The organism is Streptomyces sp. NPDC041970 (assembly GCF_055588985.1).
The window spans coordinates 12,895-37,275 of sequence record NZ_JBVJCD010000007.1 but is presented as its reverse complement, the minus strand read 5'-3'; the positions used below and the strand labels follow the sequence as shown (position 1 = coordinate 37,275).

The 24,381-nt window shown below is 73.3% G+C and carries 20 protein-coding genes; 4 read left to right on the top strand and 16 right to left on the bottom strand.

Annotated features, from left to right (window positions below; genetic code table 11):
- Positions 1 to 369 precede the first annotated feature (369 nt).
- The 16 genes from ACZ6EJ_RS05945 to rsmH form a co-directional block, all read right to left on the bottom strand.
- A complete protein-coding gene (locus ACZ6EJ_RS05945; protein ID WP_469264908.1) occupies positions 370 to 1,506 on the bottom strand; it encodes a DivIVA domain-containing protein in 1,137 nt (378 codons plus the stop codon).
- A 49-nt stretch (positions 1,507 to 1,555) separates the two neighbouring features.
- On the bottom strand, positions 1,556 to 1,840 hold the full coding sequence (locus ACZ6EJ_RS05940) for a YggT family protein (protein ID WP_006123846.1): 285 nt from the start codon (positions 1,838 to 1,840) through the stop codon (positions 1,556 to 1,558).
- Positions 1,841 to 1,911: 71 nt separating this feature from the next.
- Positions 1,912 to 2,529 carry a cell division protein SepF gene (locus tag ACZ6EJ_RS05935; protein ID WP_469264907.1) on the bottom strand — a complete coding sequence of 206 codons (618 nt, stop codon included), beginning with the start codon at positions 2,527 to 2,529 and terminating at the stop codon, positions 1,912 to 1,914.
- A gap of 125 nt (positions 2,530 to 2,654) precedes the next feature.
- Positions 2,655 to 3,374, bottom strand: coding sequence for a YggS family pyridoxal phosphate-dependent enzyme (locus tag ACZ6EJ_RS05930; protein ID WP_469264906.1), 720 nt, complete (start codon positions 3,372 to 3,374; stop codon positions 2,655 to 2,657).
- A gap of 6 nt (positions 3,375 to 3,380) precedes the next feature.
- Positions 3,381 to 4,121 (bottom strand): peptidoglycan editing factor PgeF, encoded by a 741-nt coding sequence (pgeF, locus tag ACZ6EJ_RS05925; RefSeq protein ID WP_469264905.1) that lies wholly within the window; start codon positions 4,119 to 4,121, stop codon positions 3,381 to 3,383.
- Positions 4,118 to 5,332, bottom strand: coding sequence for a cell division protein FtsZ (gene ftsZ, locus ACZ6EJ_RS05920; protein WP_469264904.1), 1,215 nt, complete (start codon positions 5,330 to 5,332; stop codon positions 4,118 to 4,120). Before ftsZ ends, pgeF begins: the two co-directional genes overlap by 4 nt.
- A 277-nt stretch (positions 5,333 to 5,609) precedes the next feature.
- Complete coding sequence (locus ACZ6EJ_RS05915; protein ID WP_469264903.1) at positions 5,610 to 6,404, bottom strand: cell division protein FtsQ/DivIB; 795 nt, start codon at positions 6,402 to 6,404, stop codon at positions 5,610 to 5,612.
- A 62-nt stretch (positions 6,405 to 6,466) separates the two neighbouring features.
- Positions 6,467 to 7,555 (bottom strand): undecaprenyldiphospho-muramoylpentapeptide beta-N-acetylglucosaminyltransferase, encoded by a 1,089-nt coding sequence (gene murG / locus ACZ6EJ_RS05910; protein WP_469264902.1) that lies wholly within the window; start codon positions 7,553 to 7,555, stop codon positions 6,467 to 6,469.
- A 6-nt stretch (positions 7,556 to 7,561) separates the two neighbouring features.
- A complete protein-coding gene (gene ftsW, locus ACZ6EJ_RS05905; RefSeq protein ID WP_469264901.1) occupies positions 7,562 to 9,016 on the bottom strand; it encodes a putative lipid II flippase FtsW in 1,455 nt (484 codons plus the stop codon).
- 62 nt (positions 9,017 to 9,078) lie between these two features.
- A complete protein-coding gene (murD, locus tag ACZ6EJ_RS05900) occupies positions 9,079 to 10,521 on the bottom strand; it encodes a UDP-N-acetylmuramoyl-L-alanine--D-glutamate ligase (RefSeq protein WP_469264900.1) in 1,443 nt (480 codons plus the stop codon).
- Positions 10,503 to 11,573 (bottom strand): phospho-N-acetylmuramoyl-pentapeptide-transferase, encoded by a 1,071-nt coding sequence (mraY, locus tag ACZ6EJ_RS05895; RefSeq protein ID WP_469264899.1) that lies wholly within the window; start codon positions 11,571 to 11,573, stop codon positions 10,503 to 10,505. The genes murD and mraY overlap by 19 nt, the downstream gene beginning before the upstream one ends.
- Positions 11,570 to 12,991: a UDP-N-acetylmuramoyl-tripeptide--D-alanyl-D-alanine ligase gene (locus tag ACZ6EJ_RS05890; RefSeq protein ID WP_469264898.1), complete on the bottom strand. Its 1,422-nt coding sequence runs from the start codon at positions 12,989 to 12,991 to the stop codon at positions 11,570 to 11,572. The genes mraY and ACZ6EJ_RS05890 overlap by 4 nt, the downstream gene beginning before the upstream one ends.
- Positions 12,992 to 12,995: 4 nt before the next feature.
- Entirely contained in the window at positions 12,996 to 14,714 is a 1,719-nt protein-coding gene (locus tag ACZ6EJ_RS05885; protein WP_469264897.1) for a UDP-N-acetylmuramoyl-L-alanyl-D-glutamate--2,6-diaminopimelate ligase, read from the bottom strand.
- A 38-nt stretch (positions 14,715 to 14,752) separates the two neighbouring features.
- Complete coding sequence (locus ACZ6EJ_RS05880; RefSeq protein WP_469264896.1) at positions 14,753 to 16,735, bottom strand: peptidoglycan D,D-transpeptidase FtsI family protein; 1,983 nt, start codon at positions 16,733 to 16,735, stop codon at positions 14,753 to 14,755.
- Positions 16,736 to 16,739: 4 nt separating this feature from the next.
- The gene (gene ftsL, locus ACZ6EJ_RS05875; protein ID WP_469264895.1) at positions 16,740 to 17,252 is read right to left on the bottom strand and encodes a cell division protein FtsL; all 513 of its coding nucleotides are present in this window, start codon (positions 17,250 to 17,252) and stop codon (positions 16,740 to 16,742) included.
- Positions 17,253 to 17,271: 19 nt separating this feature from the next.
- Entirely contained in the window at positions 17,272 to 18,237 is a 966-nt protein-coding gene (gene rsmH, locus ACZ6EJ_RS05870; RefSeq protein WP_469264894.1) for a 16S rRNA (cytosine(1402)-N(4))-methyltransferase RsmH, read from the bottom strand.
- A gap of 417 nt (positions 18,238 to 18,654) precedes the next feature.
- Between rsmH and ACZ6EJ_RS05865 the strand changes: the two genes are divergently transcribed.
- The 4 genes from ACZ6EJ_RS05865 to ACZ6EJ_RS05850 all read left to right on the top strand — a co-directional run bounded on the left by ACZ6EJ_RS05865 (position 18,655) and on the right by ACZ6EJ_RS05850 (position 24,273).
- Positions 18,655 to 19,218: a beta-class carbonic anhydrase gene (locus ACZ6EJ_RS05865; RefSeq protein WP_469264893.1), complete on the top strand. Its 564-nt coding sequence runs from the start codon at positions 18,655 to 18,657 to the stop codon at positions 19,216 to 19,218.
- 242 nt (positions 19,219 to 19,460) lie between these two features.
- On the top strand, positions 19,461 to 20,486 hold the full coding sequence (locus tag ACZ6EJ_RS05860; protein WP_469264892.1) for an AAA family ATPase: 1,026 nt from the start codon (positions 19,461 to 19,463) through the stop codon (positions 20,484 to 20,486).
- Complete coding sequence (locus ACZ6EJ_RS05855; RefSeq protein WP_469264891.1) at positions 20,483 to 21,853, top strand: DUF58 domain-containing protein; 1,371 nt, start codon at positions 20,483 to 20,485, stop codon at positions 21,851 to 21,853. Before ACZ6EJ_RS05860 ends, ACZ6EJ_RS05855 begins: the two co-directional genes overlap by 4 nt.
- The gene (locus tag ACZ6EJ_RS05850) at positions 21,850 to 24,273 is read left to right on the top strand and encodes a transglutaminase TgpA family protein (RefSeq protein WP_469264890.1); all 2,424 of its coding nucleotides are present in this window, start codon (positions 21,850 to 21,852) and stop codon (positions 24,271 to 24,273) included. Before ACZ6EJ_RS05855 ends, ACZ6EJ_RS05850 begins: the two co-directional genes overlap by 4 nt.
- Positions 24,274 to 24,381: the final 108 nt, after the last annotated feature.

The following is a 24,381-nucleotide window of genomic DNA, read 5'->3' as shown; positions in this document are numbered from 1 at the left end:
GGTGGGGGGAGAAGTAGGCGTTTCCCCCCCCTCCCTTCCCCGAAAAAACAAACACCCCCCCCCCCACCCCCCCCCCCCCCCCCCCCCCCCCCCCCCCCCCCCCCCCCGGGCCCCTCGCTTTCCCGCCCCGCGCACCGGCCCCCGCGGAATGCCTCTCGGCCGAGCCCTTCGGCTCGCTCCCCCGGCCCCTCCGGCGCCCGGGGACCGGGATCCGGGGCAGCGCCCCGGTCTCGGGGAGAAGTCCGCCGCGGGCCCCCACCGCGCCGAACGCGAGGGCCACCGCACACGAAAGGGCCGGGCCCCCGAGGAATCCTCGGGGGCCCGGCCCTTCGCCTGCCGACGGCTACGCGCTCAGCGAGCGCGCACCGCTCAGTTGTCGTCCTCGTCGATGAGGAACCCGCGCATCGGCGAGGGCGCCTGCTGCATCGGCTGCGGCGCCTGCGGCCGCACCGGCGCCATCGGCTGCGTCATCGCGGGCGACATCTGCTGCTGGCCGCCGTAGGACGGGGCGCCGCCCATCGACGGGCCGCCGCCCATCTGCTGACCGCCGTGGTTGGAGCTGCCCATGGAGTGGCCCATCGCGCCCGCACCGGCCGGAGCCAGCGAGGGGGACGGCGGCAGCGAAGCGGCCGCCGGGGTCCGCGGCGGGGCGAGCGAGTCGTCCGCCTGGGTCTCCAACTGACGGAGCTGGCTCTCCAGGTACGACTTCAGCCGCGTGCGGTACTCGCGCTCGAAGCCGCGCAGGTCCTCGACCTTGCGCTCCAGCGTCGCGCGGGCCGACTCCAGCGAGCCCATCGCCACGCGGTGCTTCTCCTGCGCGTCCCGCTCCAGGGCGTCGGCCTTGGCGCGCGCGTCGCGCTCCAGGCCCTCGGCGCGGCTGCGCGCCTCGCCGACGATCTTGTTGGCCTCGGAACGGGCCTCCGCGATCGCCTGGTCGGCGGTCTGCTGCGCGAGCGAGAGGACGCGGGCGGCGCTGTCGCCGCCGGGACCCTGCTGCTGCTGCATCTGCGGCGGCTGCATCTGCTGCATCTGCTGCATCTGCTGCTGCTGGGGGTTGTGGCCCATCGGACCGCCCATGGGGCCGCCCTGCATCGGACCGGGGCCGTGGGGGCCCTGCGGACCGGGACCGTGGCCGCCCTGGGGGCCGTGGCCACTGGGACCTGCGGGCAACTGCGGCGCGCCACCGGCGAGTTGGGGGGGACCCATCTGCGGGGGCTGCTGCTGCTGCGGCGGTCCCGATATGGCGGCGGGCACCGGAGCGCCCGGACGGTCCTGCGCCTCCGGGGGCTTGCGCATGTTCTGCTGCTGTTGCTGCTGCTGGTTCTGCGCGGCGGCACGCGTCGCGGCGGCCAGCTTGGCGCGCAGATCCTCGTTCTCACGGAGCAGACGGGTCAGTTCCGATTCGACCTCGTCGAGAAAGGCATCGACCTCGTCCTCGTCATAGCCTTCTCGGAGGCGGACGGTCGTGAACTGCTTGTTCCGCACGTCCTCGGGGGTCAACGGCATCTCTTCTTCACCTCTACGTAGTCGTCGGCAGTCGGCAAGACCGTATCGCTCACAACCTGACCACAACGCTGATCAGGATGTAGACGATGATCATCAGAACGAAGAAGGACAGGTCGAGTGCCACGCCCCCGAGACGCAGCGGCGGAATGAACCGCCGCAGAAGCTTGAGCGGTGGATCGGTGACAGTGTAGGTGGCCTCGAGTACGACCACCATCGCCTTGCCGGGCTGCCATGAACGTGCGAACTGGAAGACGTAGTCCATGACGAGCCGGAAGATCAGCACGATGAGGAAACACATCAGCGCGATATAGACCACATCCAGTGCGACGCCCATGTCCCGCGCTTCCCTCTCCCCTGGCTCTCGTAGCTCCGGCCTCGCGGCCGGGTCGTTCCGGTGTCGTGTTCTCAGCTCTGGTTGAAGAATCCGCCCTCTGCGATGCGGGCCTTGTCCTCCGCCGTGACATCGACGTTAGCAGGCGACAACAGGAACACCTTCTGCGTCACGCGCTCAATGCTGCCATGGAGACCGAAGACGAGTCCCGCGGCAAAGTCGACAAGTCGCTTCGCATCCGTGTCGTCCATCTCCGTGAGATTCATGATCACCGGAGTGCCCTCACGGAAGTGTTCCCCGATGGTACGGGCCTCGTTGTAGGTCCTGGGGTGCAGCGTGGTGATGCGGTACGGCTCCCGCTCGGACACGACCTTGGGCATGATCACCGGTGCGTTCTTCTCCATGTTCGGACGTTCGGGTGTGATGGATGCCACGGGGGCGATCCGGGCGGGTCGCCCGCCTTCCACGGGGAGCTGAACCGGCTCGCGCGGGGCGGGCGGTTGTACCGCTCGTACCGGTTCGTCCCTTTCGTGTTCGCGTTCCACCTGGTGCGGTGGCTGATGCCGCCGCCGGTCGCGCTCGGGCTCCGGCTCAGGTTCGAATTCGTCGTCGGGGTCGAACCCCGGACCGTCGTACCCATCGTCCTCCACGAGGCCGAGGTAGACCGCCATCTTGCGCATCGCGCCGGCCATGCTCCGAGTCCTCCGCTCTGTGGTGGATCGGCATTCGTCACCAAGTGCCCGCGATCCACGGTGGTCTGACCCTTTTGAGTGGGAATGACCATATTTTCTGCTGTGGTCCGACTTGCTTTGCGACGTTACCCGAGCCGGGGTCGGTCTCCGAGTACCGCCGTACCGACGCGTACATGTGTCGCCCCGGCCGCCACCGCGTCCTCCAGGTCCCCGCTCATGCCCGCGGAGACCATGGTGGCAGCCGGGTGGTCGGCGCGCAGGCGTGCCGCGCATTCCACCAACCGGTCGAACGCCGCCCGTTGGCGTCCGGCGAACGGGCCGGCCAGCGGTGCCACGGTCATGAGGCCGTCGAGCCGGAGGCCGGGGGCGCCGGCCACCGCGGCCGCCAACTCCTCGATCCCGTCCGGCGCCACGCCGCCGCGCTCGCCCCGCTCGCCGCTCCCCGCGTCCAGGGCGACCTGGAGCAGGCAGCCGATCTCCCGCTCCCGCCGCACGGCCGCGGCCGAGAGGGCGGTGACCAGCTTGAGGCGGTCGACCGACTGCACGACATCGGCATAACCGGTCACGGAACGCACCTTGTTGGTCTGCAGTTGCCCGACGAAGTGCCATGTCAGGGAGAGATCCGCGCAGGCGGCGGCCTTGGGGGACGCGTCCTGGTCGCGGTTCTCCGCGACATCGCGTACGCCGAGTTCCCACAGAATCCGCACATCGCTCGCGGGGTAGGTCTTGGTGACCACGATCAGGGTCACGCTCTCGCGCTCCCGGCCGGCCGCGGCGCAGGCGGAGGAGATCCGTTCCTCCACCCGCGCCAGGTTCCCGGCGAGTTGTGCCTTGCGATCCGTCATGCCCTATCAGTCCAACCAGACATATCCGGCGAGCCGCCCGGTGGTGCGGTCGCGGCGGTACGAGAAGTGGTCGCCCGACTCCCGCGTGCAGACCGCCGATCGGCGCCGGTCGGTCACGCCGAGGTCCGCGAGCTGGGCGTGGACCCCACCGGTGACGTCCACCGCCGGGGTGCCCCAACTCGTCTCCGACCAGGCGCCGGGGACGGCCTCAGCGACGGCGGCCCGCATCTCCGCCGGCACCTCGTAGCACCGGCCGCAGACGGCCGGACCGGTGTGCGCGGTGATCCGGGAGGGGCGTGCGCCCAGCGCGGCCATGGCCTCGACGACCGCCGGGACGACCCCGGCGACCAGCCCCGGCCGCCCGGCGTGCGCCGCCGCCACGACTCCGGCGACCGGGTCGGCGAGGAGAACGGGGGTGCAGTCGGCGGTGAGCACCGCGAGCGGCAGTCCGCGCCGGGCGGTCACCACCGCGTCCACCGCCGGAATCTCCGCCTCCGCACCCCAGGGCCCGTCCACCACGGCCACGTCCCGGCCGTGCACCTGGTTCATCCAGACGACACGGGCCGGGTCGAGGCCGAAGCGGCGGGCGGCGCGCTCGCGGTTCGCACGGACGGCGGCGGGGTCGTCGCCGACCGCGCCGCCGAGGTTCAGCTCGTCGTACGGAGCGGCGCTCACTCCGCCCCACCGGTCGGTGAAGGCGAAGTGAGCGCCGGCCGTGACGGGTGCCGCCCTGTGCTGGTCTATCACTTCAAGAAGTCCGGGACGTCCAGCTCTTCGGCCTGGGCGTCCTGGTAGGGGCGGGCCGGCGGGACGTGCGGCGGGGAGACCGGCGGAAGCGCGCTCTCGCCGGAGGCCGGCACGGGGGCGGGGTCGGCCGGGGCCGGGCTCTCCTCGCGCGGAGGCACGGAGCCGAGTCCGCTCGACGGGCGCACGGCCTCGGCGGACCTGGCCGGGGCGGCCGGCTCCTCCCGCTTGCTCGTGCCGAGGACGTTCTCGCGGCGGGTCGGCGGCTGTCCGCCGTCGAAGCCCGCGGCGATCACGGTGACCCGCACCTCGTCGCCCAGGGCGTCGTCGATGACGGCGCCGAAGATGATGTTGGCCTCGGGGTGCGCCGCCTCGCTCACCAGTTGGGCGGCCTCGTTGATCTCGAAGAGGCCGAGGTCGCTGCCGCCGGAGATGGAGAGCAGGACGCCGCGGGCGCCGTCGATGGACGCCTCCAGGAGCGGCGAGGAGATCGCCATCTCGGCCGCCGCCACCGCGCGGTCGTCGCCGCGGGCGGAGCCGATGCCCATGAGCGCCGATCCGGCCTCGGACATGACCGACTTGACGTCGGCGAAGTCGAGGTTGATCAGGCCCGGCGTGGTGATGAGGTCGGTGATGCCCTGCACGCCCGAGAGCAGCACCTGGTCGGCCGACTTGAACGCGTCGAGCACGCTGACCTGGCGGTCCGAGATCGACAGCAGGCGGTCGTTGGGGATGACGATGAGCGTGTCGACCTCTTCGCGGAGCTCGGCGATGCCGTCCTCCGCCTGGTTCGCGCGCCGCCGGCCCTCGAAGGTGAACGGGCGGGTGACCACGCCGATCGTGAGGGCGCCCAGGGAGCGCGCGATGTTGGCGACGACGGGTGCGCCGCCGGTGCCGGTGCCGCCGCCTTCCCCGGCGGTGACGAAGACCATGTCGGCCCCCTTGAGGACCTCCTCGATCTCCTCGCGGTGGTCCTCTGCCGCCTTGCGACCGACGGCCGGGTTCGCCCCGGCGCCGAGGCCACGGGTGAGTTCGCGGCCGACGTCGAGCTTGACGTCGGCGTCGCTCATCAACAGCGCTTGCGCATCCGTGTTGATCGCGATGAACTCAACGCCCTTGAGGCCGACCTCGATCATTCGGTTGATGGCATTGACACCACCGCCGCCGACACCGATGACCTTGATGACTGCGAGGTAGTTCTGCGGTGCTGCCACGTCGAAGGCCTCTCGCCTCGAGTTACGTGTCGTCGCTCTGCGGTGACATCCGCGGCGACGACTGATGTCGATGGGGACGGTCCGAACGCCGACCCAAACCCTAACGTTGAAGTTTAGGGTTACCAGTGCGTCTGCTTGCTGGACTCTTCCGAACAGGACACTAAGTCGACAAGTGGCGCGCGTTCAACGAACACGCCGAACCTCCCGTTTTTCTTTTCACCCTATGTGATCACCCGTAGCGCTGACCAACCAGGGTGCTGGCCAGCACAAATGCCCGTCAACTCGCTGAAACCGCAGGGGCGGTGGGAGCGGTTACGTCGAAGTGTCCCCCTTTGGGGACGGCTTTCATGAGCGCGGCCAGGACGCGCGCCTTCACGGCTCCGTCCTCCGAACTGCCCCAGGTCACCACACGGTCCCGCGTGAGCCGCAGGGAGATCCCGTCGAACGAGGTGATCCGGACGGCCGCGGTCTGCCGCGCGAGGCCCGCCGGAAGGTCGCCGGCCACCCGGACCGCCTCCCGCGCCAGGCGGTCGGCGCCGAAACGCCGAAGGCTCGCCGAGGGGCGGGGGTTGAACTCCAGCAGCGGCACGCCCCGAGGCGCCTTCGCCACGGTGGCGAAGCGCACGCCCTCCTCGTCCACCTCCACGAACTTCCCGCCCTTGGGGACCAGCAGGACCGGTGTGCGCTCGGTCACCTCCAGGCCGATGCCGTGCGGCCAGGACCGGACGACCTCCACCGTGTCGATGCGGGGCAGTTCGCGGCGCAGCCTGCGCTCCATGGCGTCCGTGTCGACGGAGACCAGGGGCGCGCCGATCGGCACGGCGGCGACCTCCTCCACCTCCTCGCGGGTGAGCACCTCGACGCCGGTCGTGCCGACCCGCTCCACGCGGAACCAGGAGGAGCCGTAGAGCACCCACAGGACCGCGGCGGCGAGCACGGCCGCCGCCACGGCGACGAGGACCCCCAGGGCGCGGCGGCCGATCCGGCGCTCTCCGGGGTCGATGTGCGGCGGGCGGGCGGCGGCGTCCGCCCGCCCGGATGCGCCGCGCTGGGCGGTCGTCGGTCCGGCCACGCTCGCTCCTTCGCCGGGTCCGGGGCCTCGGCCCCGGACCCGCACCGCCTCGCGCCGCACGCCTAGCGGCGCGAGGCGATCGCTTCGTACACCATGCCGACGAGCAGGTCGTCGGCGTCGCGTCGGCCGAACTCCGCGGCCGCACGCGACATTTCGTACAGCCGGTGGGGGTCCGACAGTACCGGCAGGACGTTGCCCTGCACCCACTCGGGGGTGAGCGCCGCGTCGTCCACCAGCAGACCGCCGCCGGCGTTGACCACCGGCTGGGCGTTGAGCCGCTGTTCGCCGTTGCCGATGGGCAGCGGGACGTAGGCGGCGGGGAGCCCGACGGCGGAGAGTTCGGCGACGGTCATCGCGCCCGCGCGGCAGAGCATCATGTCGGCCGCGGCGTACGCGAGGTCCATCCTGTCCACGTACGGTACCGGGATGTAGGGCGGCATACCGGGCATGTTGTCGATCCGCGGCAATTCGTTCTTCGGACCGACCACATGGAGGATCTGGATGCCCGAGCGCTGGAGCACGGGCGCGACCCGCTGGACCACCTCGTTGAGGTGGCGCGCGCCCTGGGAGCCGCCGGAGACCAGCAGGGTGGGCAGGTTGGGGTCGAGGCCGAAGGCGGCACGCGCTTCCGGACGGGCCCGCGCGCGGTCCAGGGTGGCGATCGTGCGGCGCAGCGGGATGCCGATGTAGCGGGCGCCCCGCAGCTTGCTGTCCGGGGTGGAGACGGCGACCCCGTGGGCGTACCGGGAGCCGATCTTGTTGGCGAGTCCCGGACGGGCGTTGGCCTCGTGGACGACGATCGGCACGCCGGCGCGCTTGGCGGCGAGGTAGCCGGGCAGCGCGACGTAGCCGCCGAAGCCGACCACGCAGTCCGCCTTGGTGCGCTCCAGGACCTGCTCGGCGGCCTTGATGGTGCCGCGCAGCCGGCCCGGAACGGTGATCAGCTCGGGTGTGGGCTTGCGGGGCAGCGGTACGGCGGGGATGAGGGCCAACTCGTAGCCCCGCTCGGGTACGAGCCTGGTCTCCAGTCCGCGTTCCGTGCCGAGGGCAGTGATCCCCACGGTCGGGTCCTGCCTGCGCAGGGCGTCTGCGAGGGCAAGCGCGGGCTCGATGTGCCCGGCGGTCCCCCCGCCGGCGAGTACGACATGCACCGAAATTCACCGCTCTCCGGACGGACGCTTCTTGACGCGCCGTCTCATCGTCTTCCATCTCACCCCGGTCCTCCGCATGGCCAGGGACGCCTTCGCGGCGGGGTCCTCCCGCGCGAAGGCGATCATGAGCCCGACCGCGAACATCGTCGGCAGCAGGGCGGACCCTCCGTAGGAGAACAGCGGGAGCGGGACACCGGCGATCGGCAACAGGCCGAGCACCGCACCGATGTTGATCACGGCCTGGGCCGTGATCCAGGTGGTCACGCCTCCCGCCGCATACCTCACGAAGGGGTCCTCCGTGCGTCCGGCGACGCGGATACCCGCATAGCCTAGAGCCGCGAACAGGGCGAGCACGGACAGCGTCCCCGCCAGACCGAGATCCTCGCCGGTGATGGCGAAGATGAAGTCGGTGTGGGGTTCAGGGAGTTGGCCCCATTTTTCCACACTGGCCCCCAGCCCGGAACCGAACCATCCGCCGGACGCCAGAGCATAGATCCCGTGCGCGGCCTGCCAGCAGCCGCCCTCCGCGTCGGGTTCGCTCACCCCCATGCAGGCGAGCCGGGACATGCGGTTGGGGCTGGCCCCGATCAGGGCGAGGGCGATGACGGCGGCGAAGGCGAGCACCCCGGCGAACAGCCGGGTGGGGGCCCCGGCCAGCCAGAGCAGGCCGAACAGGATCGCGGTGAGGATGATCGCCGTGCCCATGTCGCCGCCGAGCATGATCAGCCCGAGCAGCATGAAGGCGACCGGGACGAGCGGCACGAGCATGTGCTTCCACTGGGCCAGGAGCCGCTTGTCGTGCTTGCGGGCCAGCAGGTCCGCCCCCCACAGGACCAGGGCGAGCTTGCCGAACTCGCTGGGCTGGAGCTGGAAGGGGCCGCCCAGGTAGAGCCAGTTCTGGTTGCCGTTGACCGACTTCCCGATCCCCGGCACCTGGACCAGGACCATCAGGAAGACGGTGATCACCAGCATCGGGTAGGCCAGGGCGCGGTGGAGCTTGACGGGCATCCGGGCGGCGGCCAGCATCAGCCCGCCGCCGATCACGGCGGCGAAGAACTGCTTGCCGAAGAAGTACGTCGAGGGCTTGCTGATGTCCAGCGCCTTGATCATCGAGGCGGAGTAGACCATCACCAGGCCCAGCACGGTGATCAGGAGGCTGGAGCCGAGGATCACGTAGTAGGCGGTCAGGGGGCGGTCCCAGGCCCGCCGCGCCCGCTCGTAGCTCCGGCGCACGCCGCCGCGCGGGGAGCGGGGGTGTGCGCCGCCGCCCCGGCCGGAGCCCCGCGGGGCCGCGGGGGGCCGCCGGGAGCCGGTGGCGAGGCGTCCGCGCAGGGCGAGCCCGGCGGGCAGCGGCGCGCCCGCCGGGGCGGGCGCCGCGGCGAGGGGGCGGAGCGCCGCGGCCCGGCGGGGCGCCCTGGCGCGGTCCGCTCGCCCTGCGGCGCGTCTCTCGTCGGCCGGCATTGTCGCTGTCCCCTCCACTGCTCGTACCGGGGCTCTCGATCCGGGCGCGGAGGCCGGGTCGCTCAGGCGCCCTCGTCGGCGCGCGCGCGGACGGCGTCCGCGAACGCCTCGCCCCGCTTGGTGTAGTTGGTGAACATGTCCATCGAGGCGCAGGCCGGGGCCAGCAGCACCGTGTCGCCCGGCCGGGCCAGCTCGGCGGCGCGTGCGACCGCTTCGGACATCGCCCCAGTGTCGGTCCGGTCGAGGTCGGCCACCGGGACCTCCGGGGCGTGTCGCGCCAGGGCTTCGCGGATCAGGGCCCGGTCGGCGCCCATCAGCACGACCCCGCGCAGCCGCTCCGCCGCGCCGGCGACCAGCTCGTCGAAGGTGGCGCCCTTGGCGAGGCCGCCCGCGATCCAGACGACGGAGTCGTAGGCCGCGAGGGACGCCTGCGCGGCATGGGTGTTGGTGGCCTTGGAGTCGTCGACGTACGCGACCGCGTCGACGTCCGCGACGTGCTCGATGCGGTGGGCGTCCGGGCGGAAGGCCCGCAGCCCGTCGCGTACGGCGGCCGGCTCCACGCCGAAGGCGCGGGCCAGGGCGGCGGCGGCGAGCGCGTTGGCGATGTTGTGCGGGGCCGGCGGGTGGACGTCGGCGACCTCGGCCAGCTCCTGGGCCTGCTTCTGACGGTTGGCGACGAACGCCCGGTCGACGAGGATGCCGTCGACCACGCCGAGCTGCGAGGGGCCGGGGGCGCCCAGCGTGAAGCCGATGGCCCGGCAGCCCTCCTCGACGTCGGCCGCGCGGACCAGGTCCTCGGTGGCCGGGTCGGCCGCGTTGTAGACGCAGGCGACCGTGTTGCCCTCGTAGACCCGGCCCTTGTCGGCGGCGTACGCCTCCATCGAGCCGTGCCAGTCGAGGTGGTCCGGCGCCAGGTTGAGGACGGCGGCGGAGTGGGCGCGCAGCGAGGGCGCCCAGTGCAGTTGGTAGCTGGAGAGTTCGACGGCGAGGACGTCGTACTCCTCGTCCCCGACCACCGCGTCCAGCAGCGATACGCCGATGTTGCCGACCGCCGCCGTGCGCAGGCCGGCCGCTTCGAGGATCGAGGCCAGCATCCGTACGGTGGTGGTCTTGCCGTTGGTGCCGGTGACCGCGAGCCAGGGGGCCGCCCGGCGGCCGCCCTCCCCGCGCAGCCGCCAGGCCAGTTCGACGTCGCCCCAGACGGGGACGCCCGCCTCGGCGGCAGCCAGGAAGAGCGGCTTGTCCGGCTGCCAGCCGGGGGCGGTGACGACGAGTTCCGCGGACGGCGGCAGGGTGGCGCCGTCGCCGAGGCGCACCGTGATGCCCAGCGCCTCCAGTTCGGCCGCCTGCGCGCGGGCGCGCTCGTCGTCGCCGTCGTTGACGACGGTGACGAGCGCTCCGCGCTCGTGCAGGGCGCGCGCCGCGGGGATTCCGCTGACGCCGAGCCCGGCGACGGTGACGTGCTTGCCCTGCCAGTCCGCGCTGCTCACTTCTTGGCTGCCCATCCCGCGTAGAAGAGGCCGAGGCCGACGATCACGCACATGCCCTGGATGATCCAGAAGCGGACCACGACCAGGACCTCGGACCACCCCTTGAGTTCGAAGTGGTGCTGGAGCGGCGCCATCCGGAAGACCCGCTTGCCGGTCATCTTGAACGAACCGACCTGGATGACCACGGACATGGTGATCATCACGAAGAGGCCGCCGAGGATGGCGAGCAGGAACTCGGTGCGGGAGCAGATCGCGAGGCCCGCGAGCGCGCCGCCGAGGGCGAGCGAGCCGGTGTCGCCCATGAAGATCTTGGCGGGCGAGGTGTTCCACCACAGGAAGCCGAAGCAGGCGCCCATCAGGGCGGAGGCGACGACGGCGAGGTCGAGCGGGTCGCGCACCTCGAAGCAGGCGCTCGGGTTGGTCAGGGAGTCCGCGTTGGCGCAGGACTCCTGGAACTGCCAGAGGCCGATGAAGGTGTAGGCGCCGAAGACCATCACCGAGGCGCCGGTGGCCAGGCCGTCGAGGCCGTCGGTGAGGTTCACGCCGTTGGACATGGCGAGGATCATGAACAGCGCCCAGACGCAGAACAGCACCGGGCCGATCGACCAGCCGAAGTCCTCGACGAACGAGAGCCGGGTGGAGGCGGGGGTGTTCCCGCTGGAGTCGGCGAACTGGAGCGAGAGCACCGCGAAGGCGATGCCGACGATCAACTGCCCGGCCATCTTCGCCTTGGCCCGCAGACCGAGCGAGCGCTGCTTGACGATCTTGATGTAGTCGTCGAGGAACCCGACGAGCCCCATCCCCGCCATCAGGAACAGGACCAGGATGCCGGAGAAGCGCATCTCCTCGCCCGTGATGACCTTCGCGAGGACGTACGCGATGATCGTCGCCAGGATGAAGGCGATGCCGCCCATCGTGGGCGTGCCCTTCTTGCTCCCGTGCGTGCGCGGGCCGTCGTCCCGGATGAACTGCCCGTATCCCTTGCGGGCCAGCAGCTTGATCAGCAGCGGGGTACCGACCAGGGTCAGGAAGAGCCCGATGGCCCCCGCGAAGAGGATCTGCCTCATCGGCCGGTGACCTCGCCCTCGGTCGAGTTCTCCAGCAGTGCCTGGGCGACCCTCTCCAGGCCGACCGAACGGGACGCCTTCACCAGCACGACGTCTCCCGGACGCAGTTCACTGCGCAACAGGTCGACGGCCGCCTGTGCGTCGGACACGTGCACCGACTCCTCACCCCACGAACCCTCGTTATATGCGCCCAGTTGCAGCCAGGAGGCTTCTCTGCCCCCGACAGCGACGAGCTTGCTGACGTTGAGTCGGACGGCGAGCCGTCCGACCGCGTCGTGCTCGGCGAGCGACGCGTCGCCCAGCTCGGCCATCTGACCGAGCACCGCCCAGGTGCGCCCCCCGTCGCCCTGTCGGGCCTGACCCATGGCGGCCAGCGCGCGCAGTGCGGCTCTCATGGATTCGGGGTTCGCGTTGTAGGCGTCATTGACGACCGTCACACCGTCCGGACGCTCGGTGACCTCCATGCGCCAGCGGGAGAGGGTGCCCGCACCCGACAGCCCTTCGGCGATCTCGGTCACGGACATGCCCAACTCATGGGCGACGGCGGCCGCGGCGAGCGCGTTCGACACGTGGTGCTCACCGTACAGGCGCAAGGTCACGTCGCTGCACCCGGTAGGCGTATGGAGCTCGAAGCAGGGCCGTCCGTCGGCGGTCATCCTGACCTTCTCGCCCCGTACGTCCGCTTCCGGGGCTTCTCCGAAGAGCAGGACGCGGGCCTTGGTGCGCGCCGCCATGGCGCGGACGAGGGGGTCGTCGGCGTTGAGGACGGCGCAGCCGTCCTCGGGGAGGACCTCGACCAGCTCGCCCTTGGCCTGTGCGATGGCCTCCCGGCTGCCGAACTCGCCGAGGTGGGCGGAGCCGACGTTGAGGACCAGGCCGATGCGGGGCGGGGTGAGGTCGGCCAGGTAGTGGATGTGGCCGATCCCCCGGGCCCCCATCTCCAGGACCAGGTGCCGGGTCTCGGCGGTGGCGCGCAGGGCCGTGAGGGGCAGGCCGATCTCGTTGTTGAGCGAGCCGGGCGTCCAGACGGTGGGGGCCCGGCGCTCCAGGAGCTGGGCGATCAGGTCCTTGGTGGACGTCTTGCCCGCCGAGCCGGTCAGGCCGACGACGGTGGTGCCGAGGCGGCCGACGACGGCGCGGGCGAGGGCTCCGAGCGCTCCGACGACGTCGTCCACGACGATCGCGGGAACACCGACGGGGCGGGCGGCCAGCACGGCTGCCGCGCCCGCCTCGACGGCGCGCTGCGCGTAGTCGTGGCCGTCGACCCGTTCGCCGGCGAACGCGGCGAACAGGCTGCCGGGCGCGACCTCGCGGGAGTCGATGACGACGGGTCCGGTCACGGTGACTGCCGGGTCCGGTATGTCGTACGACTGCCCGCCGACGATTTCTGCGATCTCGGCGAGGGAAAGGGCGATCACTGGGTCATCCCTGACTGTTGTTCTCGGGGTGCGGTCCGCGGGCGGCGGCGCCGGTGCGCCCCGGGGACCGCTCGATGGCTGCGTGCAGGACCTTGCGGTCGTCGAAGGGGCGTACCACCCCGTGGATGTCCTGACCCTGCTCGTGCCCCTTGCCCGCGACGAGGACGGTGTCGCCCGGTTCGGCGCGGGCCACGGCGGCGGCGATCGCCGAGGCGCGGTCGGCGTCGACCAGCACGTCGCCGCGTTCGTGCACGGGCACCTCGGCGGCGCCGGAGAGCATGGCGGCGAGGATCGCGAGGGGGTCCTCGGAACGGGGGTTGTCGGAGGTCAGCACGGCGGTGTCGGCGAGGCGGGCGGCCGCCGCGCCCATCGGGCCGCGCTTGGTGGTGTCGCGGTCGCCGCCGCAGCCGAGGACGATGTGCACCCGGCCCTCGGTGACCTTGCGCAGGGAGCGCAGCACCGACTCGACGGCGTCGGTCTTGTGCGCGTAGTCGACGACGGCGAGGTAGGGCTGTCCGGCGTCCACCCGCTCCAGCCGGCCGGGGACTCCGGGGACGGCCGCGACGCCGTCGGCGGCGGTCTGCGGGTCGACGCCGGCGACGGCGAGGGTGACGATCGCGGCGAGGGTGTTGGCGACGTTGAACGGGCCGGGCAGCGGGGCGCGGGCGGTGATCCGCTCGCCGTCGGGCCCCACGGCGGTGAAGGTGCTGTCCTGCGGTCCGACCTCGACGTCCTCGGCGTGCCAGTCGGCGTCGGGGTGGCCCTCGGCGGAGAAGCTGGTGACCGGCACCCCGGACTCGGTCAGGAGCCTGCGGCCGTACTCGTCGTCGAAGTTCACGACGCCGCGGTGGCTGCGCTCGGGGGTGAAGAGCTTGGCCTTGGCCTGGAAGTAGTCCTCCATGCCGGAGTGGAACTCCATGTGCTCCGGGCTGAGGTTGTTGAAGACGGCGACGTCGAAGACGCAGCCGTCGACCCGGCCGAGCACCAGGGCGTGGCTGGAGACCTCCATGGCGACCGCCTCGACGCCGCGTTCGCGCATGACGGCGAACAGGGCCTGGAGGTCGGTGGCTTCGGGGGTGGTGCGCTCGGACTTGATGCGCTCGTCGCCGATCCGCATCTCGACGGTGCCGATCAGCCCGGTGGGGCGGCCGGCGGCGCGCAGCCCGCCCTCGACCAGGTAGGCGGTGGTGGTCTTGCCGGACGTCCCGGTGATGCCGATCTGGAGCAGGCCGACGCCGGGCCGCCCGTAGATGTCGGCGGCCAGTTCGCCCATGACGGCGCGCGGGTCCTCGGCGACCAGGACCGGCAGGCCGGTGGCGGCGGCGCGTTCGGCGCCGGTGGGGTCGGTGAGGACGGCGGCGGCGCCGAGGCCCGCGGCCTGGGCCGCGAAGTCGGCGCCGTGGAGGCGGGCGCCGGGCAGGGCGGCGTACACGTCGCCGGGGCGCACGGCCCGCGAGTCGTGGGTGATGCCGGTGGCCTCGCCCTCGACGGGCGCCGCGGTGCCGATCCGGTCGGCCAGCGCGCTGAGGGGGGTGGGCCGGAGCCGGTCCGGTCGGGGCGCTCCCGGATAGGTCACAGGGGCGTCCTTCTGGGTGGTTTGGGACTGGTCAGCGTGGTGCACGGCGGTGAGCGTACCGGGCTGGGGCCGCGTCCCGCGAAGCGAGGGACGCGGGCGGCGGGGGTTCTCGTCGCGGTTCCCGCGATCGGGGGTGATGGTCGTCACTGGGCTTCCCTCGGGGGGACGCTCGCGCGTCCCCGTGTTCACTCGCCGGGCTGGAAGGAGACCGGCAGCCGGGGCGGCTTGCTGCCGGACGGGGGGATCTGGAGGGTCTTGAGAGCGAACTCCATGACCTGCTTGTAGATCGGGCCGCAGATCTGGCCGCCGAAGTAGCTGCCGCGGGTGGGGTTCTGGATCGCGCAGTACACGGTGATCTGCGGGTCGTCGGCGGGGGCGAACCCCGCGAAGGATGCGGTGTAGCCCTGGTAGACGCCGCGGACCGGGTCGACCCGGTTGGCGGTGCCGGTCTTGCCCGCGACCCGGTAGCCGGGGATCGCGGCCTTGGTGCCGGTGCCCTCGGTGTCGTCGACGACGGACTCCAGCATCGCCGCCAGGGTCTTGGCCGTCTTCTCGCTGACCACCCGGTTCTTCTCCGGGGCCGGGGCGGGGGTGAAGCGCCCGTCGGGGCCCTTGGCGCCGCGGACGAGGGTGGGGGCGATGCGTACGCCGCCGTTGGCGACGGTGGAGAAGACGGAGGCGGCCTGCACGGCGTTGAGCGAGAGGCCCTGGCCGAAGGGGATCGTGTACTGCTGCGAGGTCGACCACTGCTTCGGCGGGGCGAGCAGGCCGGGCGACTCTCCGGGGTAGCCGAGTCCGGTCCTGCTGCCCATGCCGAACTTGCGCAGGTAGGAGTAGAGGATCCGGTTGGACTCGGCCTGGTCCTTCCCGAGCTGGCCGGTCGCCAGGATGGTGCCGATGTTGCTGGACTTGGCGAGGACCCCGTTGAGCGTGAGGTACCAGGTGGGGTGGTCGACGTCGTCCTTGAAGAGGCGGTCGCCGCGGTGCAGCCGGTTGGGGACGGTGACGTGGGTGCCGGGCGTGGCCGCCCTCTCCTCCAGCACGGCGGCCATGGACATGACCTTGCTGGTGGAGCCGGGCTCGTACACGTCCTGGAGGGCGGCGTTGCCCAGGGACGCGGAGGTGGCGCGGGAGAGGTCGTTGGGGTCGTATCCGGGGGCGTTGGCCATGGCCAGCAGCTCGCCGGTCCGGGTGTTCTGCACGATGACGTAGCCCCGGTCGGCCTGGGACTTCTCGACCTGGTCGGCGATGGCCCGCTGGGCGGCCCACTGGATGTCCCGGTCGATGGTCAGCTCGACGTCGTCGCCGGGGACGGCCGGGTCCTCGCGGGCGCCGATGGTGGGGACGCGGCGGCCGCCGGCGTGGGCGTAGCGGATCAGGCCGTCCTCGCCCGCGAGCTGCTTGTCGAGCTGCGATTCGAGGCCGCCGCCGCCCTTGCCGTCGGCGCTGACGAAGCCCAGTATCCCGGCGGCCAGGTCTCCGTTGGGGTAGACCCGCTTGGTGGTCGGCTCCTGGAGGACGCCGGCCAGGACGTTGGCTCCGGGGCCGCCGTTCTGCTTGTCCTCGGCGGCCTTCTCGGCGAAGGCCGCCTTGAGGTCCTTGATCTGCCGCCAGACCTGGGGGGTCTGGCGGTAGGCCAGGACCGTGTAGCGGAGCTTGGACGCGGAAAGCTTCTCGGTCAGCTCGCCGACGTCCTTGCCGAGGATCGGGGCGAGCAGGGCGGCGGCCTGCTGGGGCGCGTCGGGGGCCTTGCTCTCCTCGGGGGTGAACATCAGGGGGTCGGCCGTGATGTTGTGCGCGTCGACGCTGGTGGCCAGCGCCACGCCCTTGCGGTCGGTGATCTCGCCGCGCTCGGCGGCGACCGTGTACTCCAGGTAGCGGTTCTTCTCGGCCTTGGCCGCGTACGCGTCGGCGTCGACGGCCTGGACCTGGAGCAGGCGGGCCACGAAGACCAGCATGACCAGCGTCAGCCCGAGGCCGACCAGGCGCAGCCGGGGGCGCGGGCTGCCCAGGCGCAGGGTGCGCGGCGTCCGGCCGCGCGCGGACGCGCCGGGGCGGTTCGCCGGGGTGCGCGGGCGGCGGGCGCCCGAGCGGCCTGCCGCGCCCGTCCGCCCGCGGGGGCGGGGCGGGCCGGACACGCGGCGGCGCGGTGGTTCCTCGGTGGGCACAGCGTCACCTGCCGGGGCTCGTCGGGGGCGGGGCCGCGGTGGCCCCCGCGGCGGGGGTGGCCGCGTCGGACGGCGCCGCGGCGCCGGAGGCGGTCGCGGCCGGGGAGCCGGGGCTCGGGGTGGGGGCGGGGAGGGGCGACGGCGGGGCGGTGGCCTCGGTGGGGACTCCGCGGACCGTGCCGTCCGGGTCGAGGAAGGCGGGGCTGCCGCCGGGGACCATGCCCAGCTCGCGGGCGCGGCGCTCCAGGGCGTCGGGCTGGGAGCGGCTGTCCACGTCGCGCTGGAGGGCCTGCTGCTCGTCGGTCAGCTCGGTGGTGTCCCGCTTCAGCTCGCTGAGCCTGAACGATCCTTCGTTGAGGGCGGAGTTCAGCAGGAGCAGGGTGATGAGGCCGCCGCCCAGGAGCAGGACGATCAGCAGGACGAAGGGCGTGCGGGCGGCCGTGCTGGGCCCGGTGGACGGCATCAGCCGGGCGAGCCGTCCGGCCCGCCCCTTCAGCGGTGCGGCCGTCTTCCTCACCGCCCGGCCCCCGTGGCGCTCATCGCTCCTCCTCGCGGATGCGCTGGGCGCCGCGCAGCCGGGCGGGGGCGGCGCGCCGGTTCTCGGCGACCTCCTCCTCGGTGGGCAGCTCGGCGCCGCGCGTGAGCAGCTTGAGGCGGGGCTGGTAGCGCTCGGGGACGACGGGCAGTCCGGGGGGCGCGGTGTTGGCGGCGCCCGCCGCGAAGACCTGCTTGACCAGCCGGTCCTCCAGCGAGTGGTAGGACAGGACGGCGATCCGGCCGCCGACGGCGAGGCTGCCCACGGCCGCCGGGATGGCCCGCTCCAGGACGCTCAGCTCGCCGTTGACCTCGATGCGCAGGGCCTGGAAGGTCCGCTTGGCGGGGTTGCCGCCGGTGCGCTTGGCGGCCTGCGGCAGCGCGTCGCGGATCAGCTCGACGAGCCGGGCGCTGTTGCTGAACGGCTCCTTCTCGCGCTCGCGCACGACGGCGGAGACGATCCGCTTGGCCTGCTTCTCCTCGCCGTACGCCCGCAGGATGCGGACCAGCTCGCCGGGCGGGTAGGTGTTCAGCACCTCGGCCGCGCCGATGCCGGTGCTCTGGTCCATGCGCATGTCGAGCGGGGCGTCCTGGGCGTACGCGAATCCGCGGTCGGCCTCGTCCAGTTGCATGGAGGAGACCCCGAGGTCGAACAGCACGCCCTGGACGCGGGGGACGCCGAGGCGCGCGAGGACGTCGGGGAGTTCGTCGTAGACCGCGTGGACGAGGGTGGCCCGTTCGCCGTACGGGGCGAGCCGTTCGCCGGACAGGCGCAGCGCCTCCCGGTCGCGGTCCAGGGCGATCAGCCGGGCGGCGGGGAAGGCGGCGAGCAGCGCCTCGCTGTGGCCGCCGAGGCCGAGGGTGCAGTCGACGACCACGGGCTCCGGGCAGGCCGGGTCCTGGAGAGCCGGGGCCAACAGGTCCAGACACCTCTGGAGCATCACCGGGACGTGTCGGGTCTGGCTCAATGCGCCCTCTCAGGCTCTGTCCCGCGCGGGCGGCACGTACGTCCTGGTCCCCGCCCGCTCCGAAGGGGAGGTCCGCCGGCGCCGGGGAAGGGGCGTCGGCCGACCGGGAGCGGGAGAGGGCCGGGCCGCACGTACGCCGCACATCACGGGGGGAAAACGGAATATGCAGGGTGCAGGGGGTGGCGGTGGGTACGGAACGGGGAGTGTGACTTCGCGTTACTTTAGTCCACCCTGCCATTCGATCGATGCGCGATCAACGAACCGCGCAGCGCGTCGCCCCACCCGTTCGGATGCGGTCCGCTCCCCCGAACGGGTGCACCGGCGGAGCTTGTGGATTAGCTCACAACAAGCCTCGCCACCGTTCTTTGTCCACTGTCACAGCCCACCTCGACCAGGGGGAGGGCTAACGTCGTAACCATGTCGACTTCCCCTCACACCCCCGCCGATTCCGTGACGTCCTCCCCCGCGACGGTCCGCGAGGTAGGGCAGGTCACCGACCGCCTGGTCGGGGCGAACGCCCGCTACGCCGAGGACTTCCGCGATCCGGGCATGGACGCCCGCCCGGTCCTCCAGGTCGCCGTGGTGGCCTGTATGGACGCCCGACTCGACCTGCACGCCGCGCTCGGCCTCGAACTCGGCGACTGCCACACCATCCGCAACGCGGGCGGTGTGGTCACCGACGACGTGATCCGTTCGCTGACGATCAGCCAGCGGGCGCTGGGCACCCGCAGCGTGGTCCTCATCCACCACACCAACTGCGGTCTCGAATCCCTCACCGAGGACTTCCGCCAGGAGCTGGAGCGCGAGGTGGGCCAGCGTCCCGTCTGGGCGGTGGAGGCCTACTCCGACGCCGACCAGGACGTGCGCCAGTCGATGCAGCGCGTGCGCACCTCGCCGTTCCTGCTCCACACCGACGACGTGCGCGGGTTCGTCTTCGACGTCACCACCGGCCTGCTGCGCGAGGTCCACTCGGCCGCCTGACCGCCTGCCGGCCTCCCCGCCCTTCCGCCGCGGCGGCTCCCGTGGCCGCCGCGGCGCCGGAATCGTGACAGACAGGCGCTTTTCACGGCCAGTTGTCCGCCGCCGAGTGACACGAAGCGGTAACGGCAACAAGAATGCGGTGGTGACCTTCGCCGGACCTTCCGGAGGAGTGTCCGAACTTCTTCCGGGGCGGGCCGCGCACACGCGGGCAGGCCCCTGCGCGAAGGGCCGAGGAGGGCCGGGTGACCACCTATGACGATCGAGCGAGCCTCGCGGATCTGACCGCCACAGCCGAGCGGGTGCGCAGGTCGGTGGAGCGGGTGATCGAGGGCAAGCCCGAGGTCGTACGGCTCTCGCTGACCGTGCTGCTCGCCGAGGGGCACCTCCTCATCGAGGACGTCCCCGGCGTGGGCAAGACCATGCTGGCCAAGGCGCTGGCCCGGTCGATCGACTGCTCGGTGCGGCGCATCCAGTTCACTCCCGACCTGCTGCCCTCGGACATCACCGGCGTGTCGGTCTTCGACCAGCAGCGGCGGGACTTCGAGTTCAAGCCGGGCGCGATCTTCGCCCAGATCGTGATCGGCGACGAGATCAACCGCGCCTCGCCCAAGACCCAGTCGGCGCTGCTGGAGTCGATGGAGGAGCGCCAGGTCACCATCGACGGGCACACCTACGAACTGCCCGACCCGTTCATGGTGGTGGCCACCCAGAACCCGGTCGAGATGGAGGGCACCTACCCGCTGCCCGAGGCCCAGCGCGACCGCTTCATGGCGCGGGTGTCCATCGGCTACCCCGGACCGGAGGCCGAGCTGCGGATGCTCGACGTGCACGGCGGGCACTCGCCGCTGGACGACCTGCGGCCGGTGGCCCACGCCCACGACATCGTCCGGCTGATCGACGCCGTCCGCACGGTGCACGTCGCCGAGGCCGTGCGGCGGTACGCCGTGGAGCTGGTCGGGGCCACCCGCGCCCACCCGGACCTCAGACTCGGGGCCTCGCCCCGCGCCACCCTGCACCTGCTGCGCGCCGCGAAGGCGTCCGCCGCCCTGAGCGGCCGGGACTACGCCCTGCCGGACGACGTCCAGGCGCTGGCCGCGCCGGTGCTCGCGCACCGGCTGCTGCCGACCGCCCAGGCCCAGGTGAACCGCCGCACGGCGGAGCAGGTGGTGCTGGAGATCATCCAGCGGACGCCGGTCCCGACCTCGCCCGGCGGCGCCGCGCCGGGCGGCTCCCCCTACCCCCGGCAGCACGGGGCACGGCGGCTGTGACGGCGGCCGGTGAGCCCGGCGCCCCGGAAGGCGGCGGGGGCGGCCTGCGGACCGCGCTGGGCGGACTCACCACGCGGGGGCGCTCGTTCCTGGCCGCCGGGGTGGCCGCCGCCGTCTGCGCGTACGTCCTGGGCCAGAGCGACCTGCTCCGCGTCGGGCTGCTGCTGGCCGTGCTGCCGCTGGTCTGCGTGGCCGCGCTCCACGGCGCCCGCTACCGGGTCACCGGCGCGCGGCGCCTGTCGCCGTCGCGGGTTCCGACGGGGGCGGAGGCACGGGTGCACCTGCGGGTGGAGAACGTCGCCCGGCTGCCCACCGGGCTGCTGATGCTCCAGGACCGGGTCCCGTACGTGCTGGGGCCGCGCCCCCGCTTCGTCCTGGACCGGGTGGAGGCGGGCGGCCGGCGCGAGGTCTCCTACCGCGTCCGCTCCGACCTGCGCGGCCGCTACCCGCTGGGCCCGTTGCAGCTCCGGCTGGAGGACCCGTTCGGGATGTGCGAGCTGACCCGCTCGTTCAGCGCGTACGACACCCTCGTCGTCATCCCGCGCACGGTGCCGCTGCCCGCCCTGCGGCTGGCCGGGGAGGCCTCCGGGTACGGCGACGGGCGGCAGCGCTCGCTCGCGCTCGCCGGCGAGGACGACATCATTCCGCGCGGCTACCGGCACGGCGACGACCTGCGCCGGGTCCACTGGCGCTCCACCGCGCGCCACGGCGAGCTGATGGTGCGCCGCGAGGAGCAGCCGCGGCGCGCCCGCTGCACGGTGCTGCTGGACACCCGGCGCGTCGCCTACGAGGGGGCCGGCCCCGACTCGGCGTTCGAGTGGGCGGTGTCGGGCGCGGCCTCCGCGCTCGTGCACATGCTGGAGCGCGGCTTCGCGGTACGGCTGCTCACCGACGACGGGAGCGCCGTGCCCGGTGAGGGGACGGGCGGGTTCGCCGGGACCGGCCAGGAGTCCGCGGACGCCGCGGGGCTGATGCTCGACTCGCTCGCGGTCGTCGGCCCTTCCGACGGCGGGGGCCTCTCCCGCGCCCACGGCGTGCTGCGCGGCGGCGACGAGGGGCTGCTCATCGCCTTCCTCGGCGATCTGGACGAGGAGCAGACCGCGATCGCCGCCCGGATGCGGCAGCGCGCCGGTGCGGCGGTCGCGTTCGTTTTGGACGGCGCCGCCTGGGCGGGCGACGCGGCGGGGGCGGAGCGGGCCGGGGAGCGGCTGCGGCGGCTGCGCGAGGCGGGCTGGACCGCGGTGCCCGTGGAGCCGGGGGCCGAGTTGCCCGCACTGTGGCGGGCGGCGGGCGGGGAGCCGGTCGACCCGCACTCCGCCGGCGGCGGGTCGACAGGTTTCGCGGGTTTCACGGGGGGACAGTCATGAGCGGACGGGCCCGGCTGACGCTGTGCGCCTACGCGGCGGCGCTGCTGTCGGCGGGGGCGCTGCTTCCGCTGGTCGAGGGGGCGGGCTGGCTGGTGCAGGCGGCGGTGCTGCTCGGCGTGCAGAGTGGGGTGGGCGTTCTCGCGCGCCGCGTGCCGCTGGCGCGGCCGCTGACCGTCGCCGCCCAGGCCCTGGTCACCCTGGTTCTGCTGACCCTGGTGTTCGCGCGGGAGCACGCCCTGCTCGGGGTGGCGCCCGGCCCGCGGGCGGTCGTGCGGCTCGGGGAGCTGCTGGCGGCGGGCGCGGAGGACGTCGGCACGTACGCCTCCCCGGCCCCGTTGACGGACGGCATCCGGCTGATGGTGGTCGGCGGCGTGGTGCTGGTCGGGCTCGCGGTGGACGTGCTGGCGGTGACCTTCCGCAGCGCGGCCCCGGCCGGGCTGCCCCTGCTCGCGCTCTACTCGGTCGCGGCCGGCCTCTCCGACGGCGGCGCGAGCCCGCTGTGGTTCGTGTCCGCCGCCGCGGGTTATCTGCTGCTCCTGCTGGCGGACGGCCGCGACCGGCTCTCCCGGTGGGGGCGCGTCTTCGGCGGCGCCCCGCACTCCTCGGGCGGCCTCGCGGACGGGCTGGCCGGGGCGGGCCGCGCCTCGCCGGTCCGCACCGGGCGGCGGATCGGCGCGCTGGCGCTCGGCATCGCCCTGGCCGTCCCGTCGGCCCTGCCCGCCCTGGGCGGCGGCCTGCTGGGCGGCGGCGGGCCGGGGAGCGGCAGGGGCGGTGGAGGCGGCACGATCTCCGCGGTCAACCCGCTGGTCTCGCTGCAGAACAACCTCAACCAGCCGGAGAACCGGGAGGTGATGACGTATCGCAGCACCATCCAGGACCCGCGGAGCCTGTACCTGCGCATCCTGGCCCTGGACCGGTTCGACGGCAGGGAGTGGCGCTCCTCCACGCGCGGGGTGGGAGACGTCCCCGACCGCCTGCCGCCGCCGGCCGGGCTGAGCGGGGACGTCCCGGCCACCGAGGTCCGGACGAACATCTCCGCCTCGCGGTCGTACCAGCAGACCTACCTCCCGCTCCCCTACCCGGCCGGCCAGGTCCGCATCGGCGGCCGCTGGCGGTTCGAGCCCGAGGGCCGCACCCTCATCGGCGACGGCGGGCAGACCACGCGGGGGGCGCGGTACGAGGTGGCCAGCCTGGTCGTGGAACCGACGCCGGCGCAGTTGGCGGCGGCCGGACCGCCGCCGCGGGCGCTGGCGCGCGAGTACACCCGCGTCCCCGACACGCTCCCGGAGGTGGTCGCCCGGACCGCCGAGAAGGTCACACGGGGGTCGGCCAACGCCTATGAGCGGGCCGTGAGGCTCCAGGACTGGTTCTCCTCCGAGGGCGGCTTCACGTACGACACCACCGTCGCCTCGGGGACCGGGGCGTCCGCCATCGCGCGGTTCCTCCGCGACAAGGAGGGCTTCTGCGTCCACTTCTCGTTCTCGATGGCGGCGATGGCCCGGACGCTGGGCATTCCGGCCCGCGTCGCGGTGGGCTTCACGCCGGGCTCCGTCAAGGCGGACGGGTCGACCTCGGTGGGGCTGCGCGACGCGCACGCCTGGCCCGAGCTCTACTTCGAGGGGGCGGGGTGGACCCGGTTCGAGCCCACCCCGAGCCGGGGCAGCACCCCGGAGTACACCCGGCCCGAGACCCCCGCCGGCGACACGGGCGACCCGGTGGAGCCCTCGCCGGGCACCTCGGCCGCACCGCCGGCCGCGCCGACCCCCGAGGACGGCTGCTCGCCGCAGTTGCGCCGGCAGGGTGAGTGCGGCGCCTCGCGGGAGCCGTTGGCGGCGGCCCCGACCGACCGCACCCTCACGCCCGACATGGTGCTGCTGATGCTCCTCGCCGCCGTTCCGCTGCTGCTGGTGCTGGCGCTGCCCCTGACGCCGCTGCTGTGGCGGAACTGGGCGCGCGACCGCCGGCTGGGCGCGGTCGGCCGGACGCCCGCGGACGCGGCCCGCCGGACGCTGGGGGCCTGGCGGGAGGTGGGCGACACGGCCTGGGACCACGGCATCGCGCCCGACGCGTCGCTGACGCCCCGGAAGGCGGCGGCGAGGATCGTCCGGCTGGGCCGGCTCGACACCACCGCGGCCGAGGCCCTGCACCGGATCGCGGGCGCGGTGGAGCAGGTGCTGTACGCCCGTGAGCCGCGGCCCGCCGCCGGGCTGACGGAGGACGTGCTGGCGGTGGGGACGGCCCTGCGGGCCTCGTCCGGCCGGGGGGCGCGGCTGCGGGCGACGCTGCTGCCCCGCTCCTCCGTCCGGGTGGTGTGGGCCGTCTCGAAGCGCCGGGAGGCTCTCGCGCAGCGGTGGGCCGCCCGTCCGGGACGCGGTCGCTGGACGTCGCGGCTGCGCCGCCTCGTACGCCGGGACGGTTGACCCGACCGGGTCGGGGCGGGCAGGGTCGGCCCGCTCCCGACGGCGGCCGGGTGGGGGCGTTGGCTTCCTGACGGCGGCCAGTGCGCCGGACGGTTCGGCGGAGTCCGA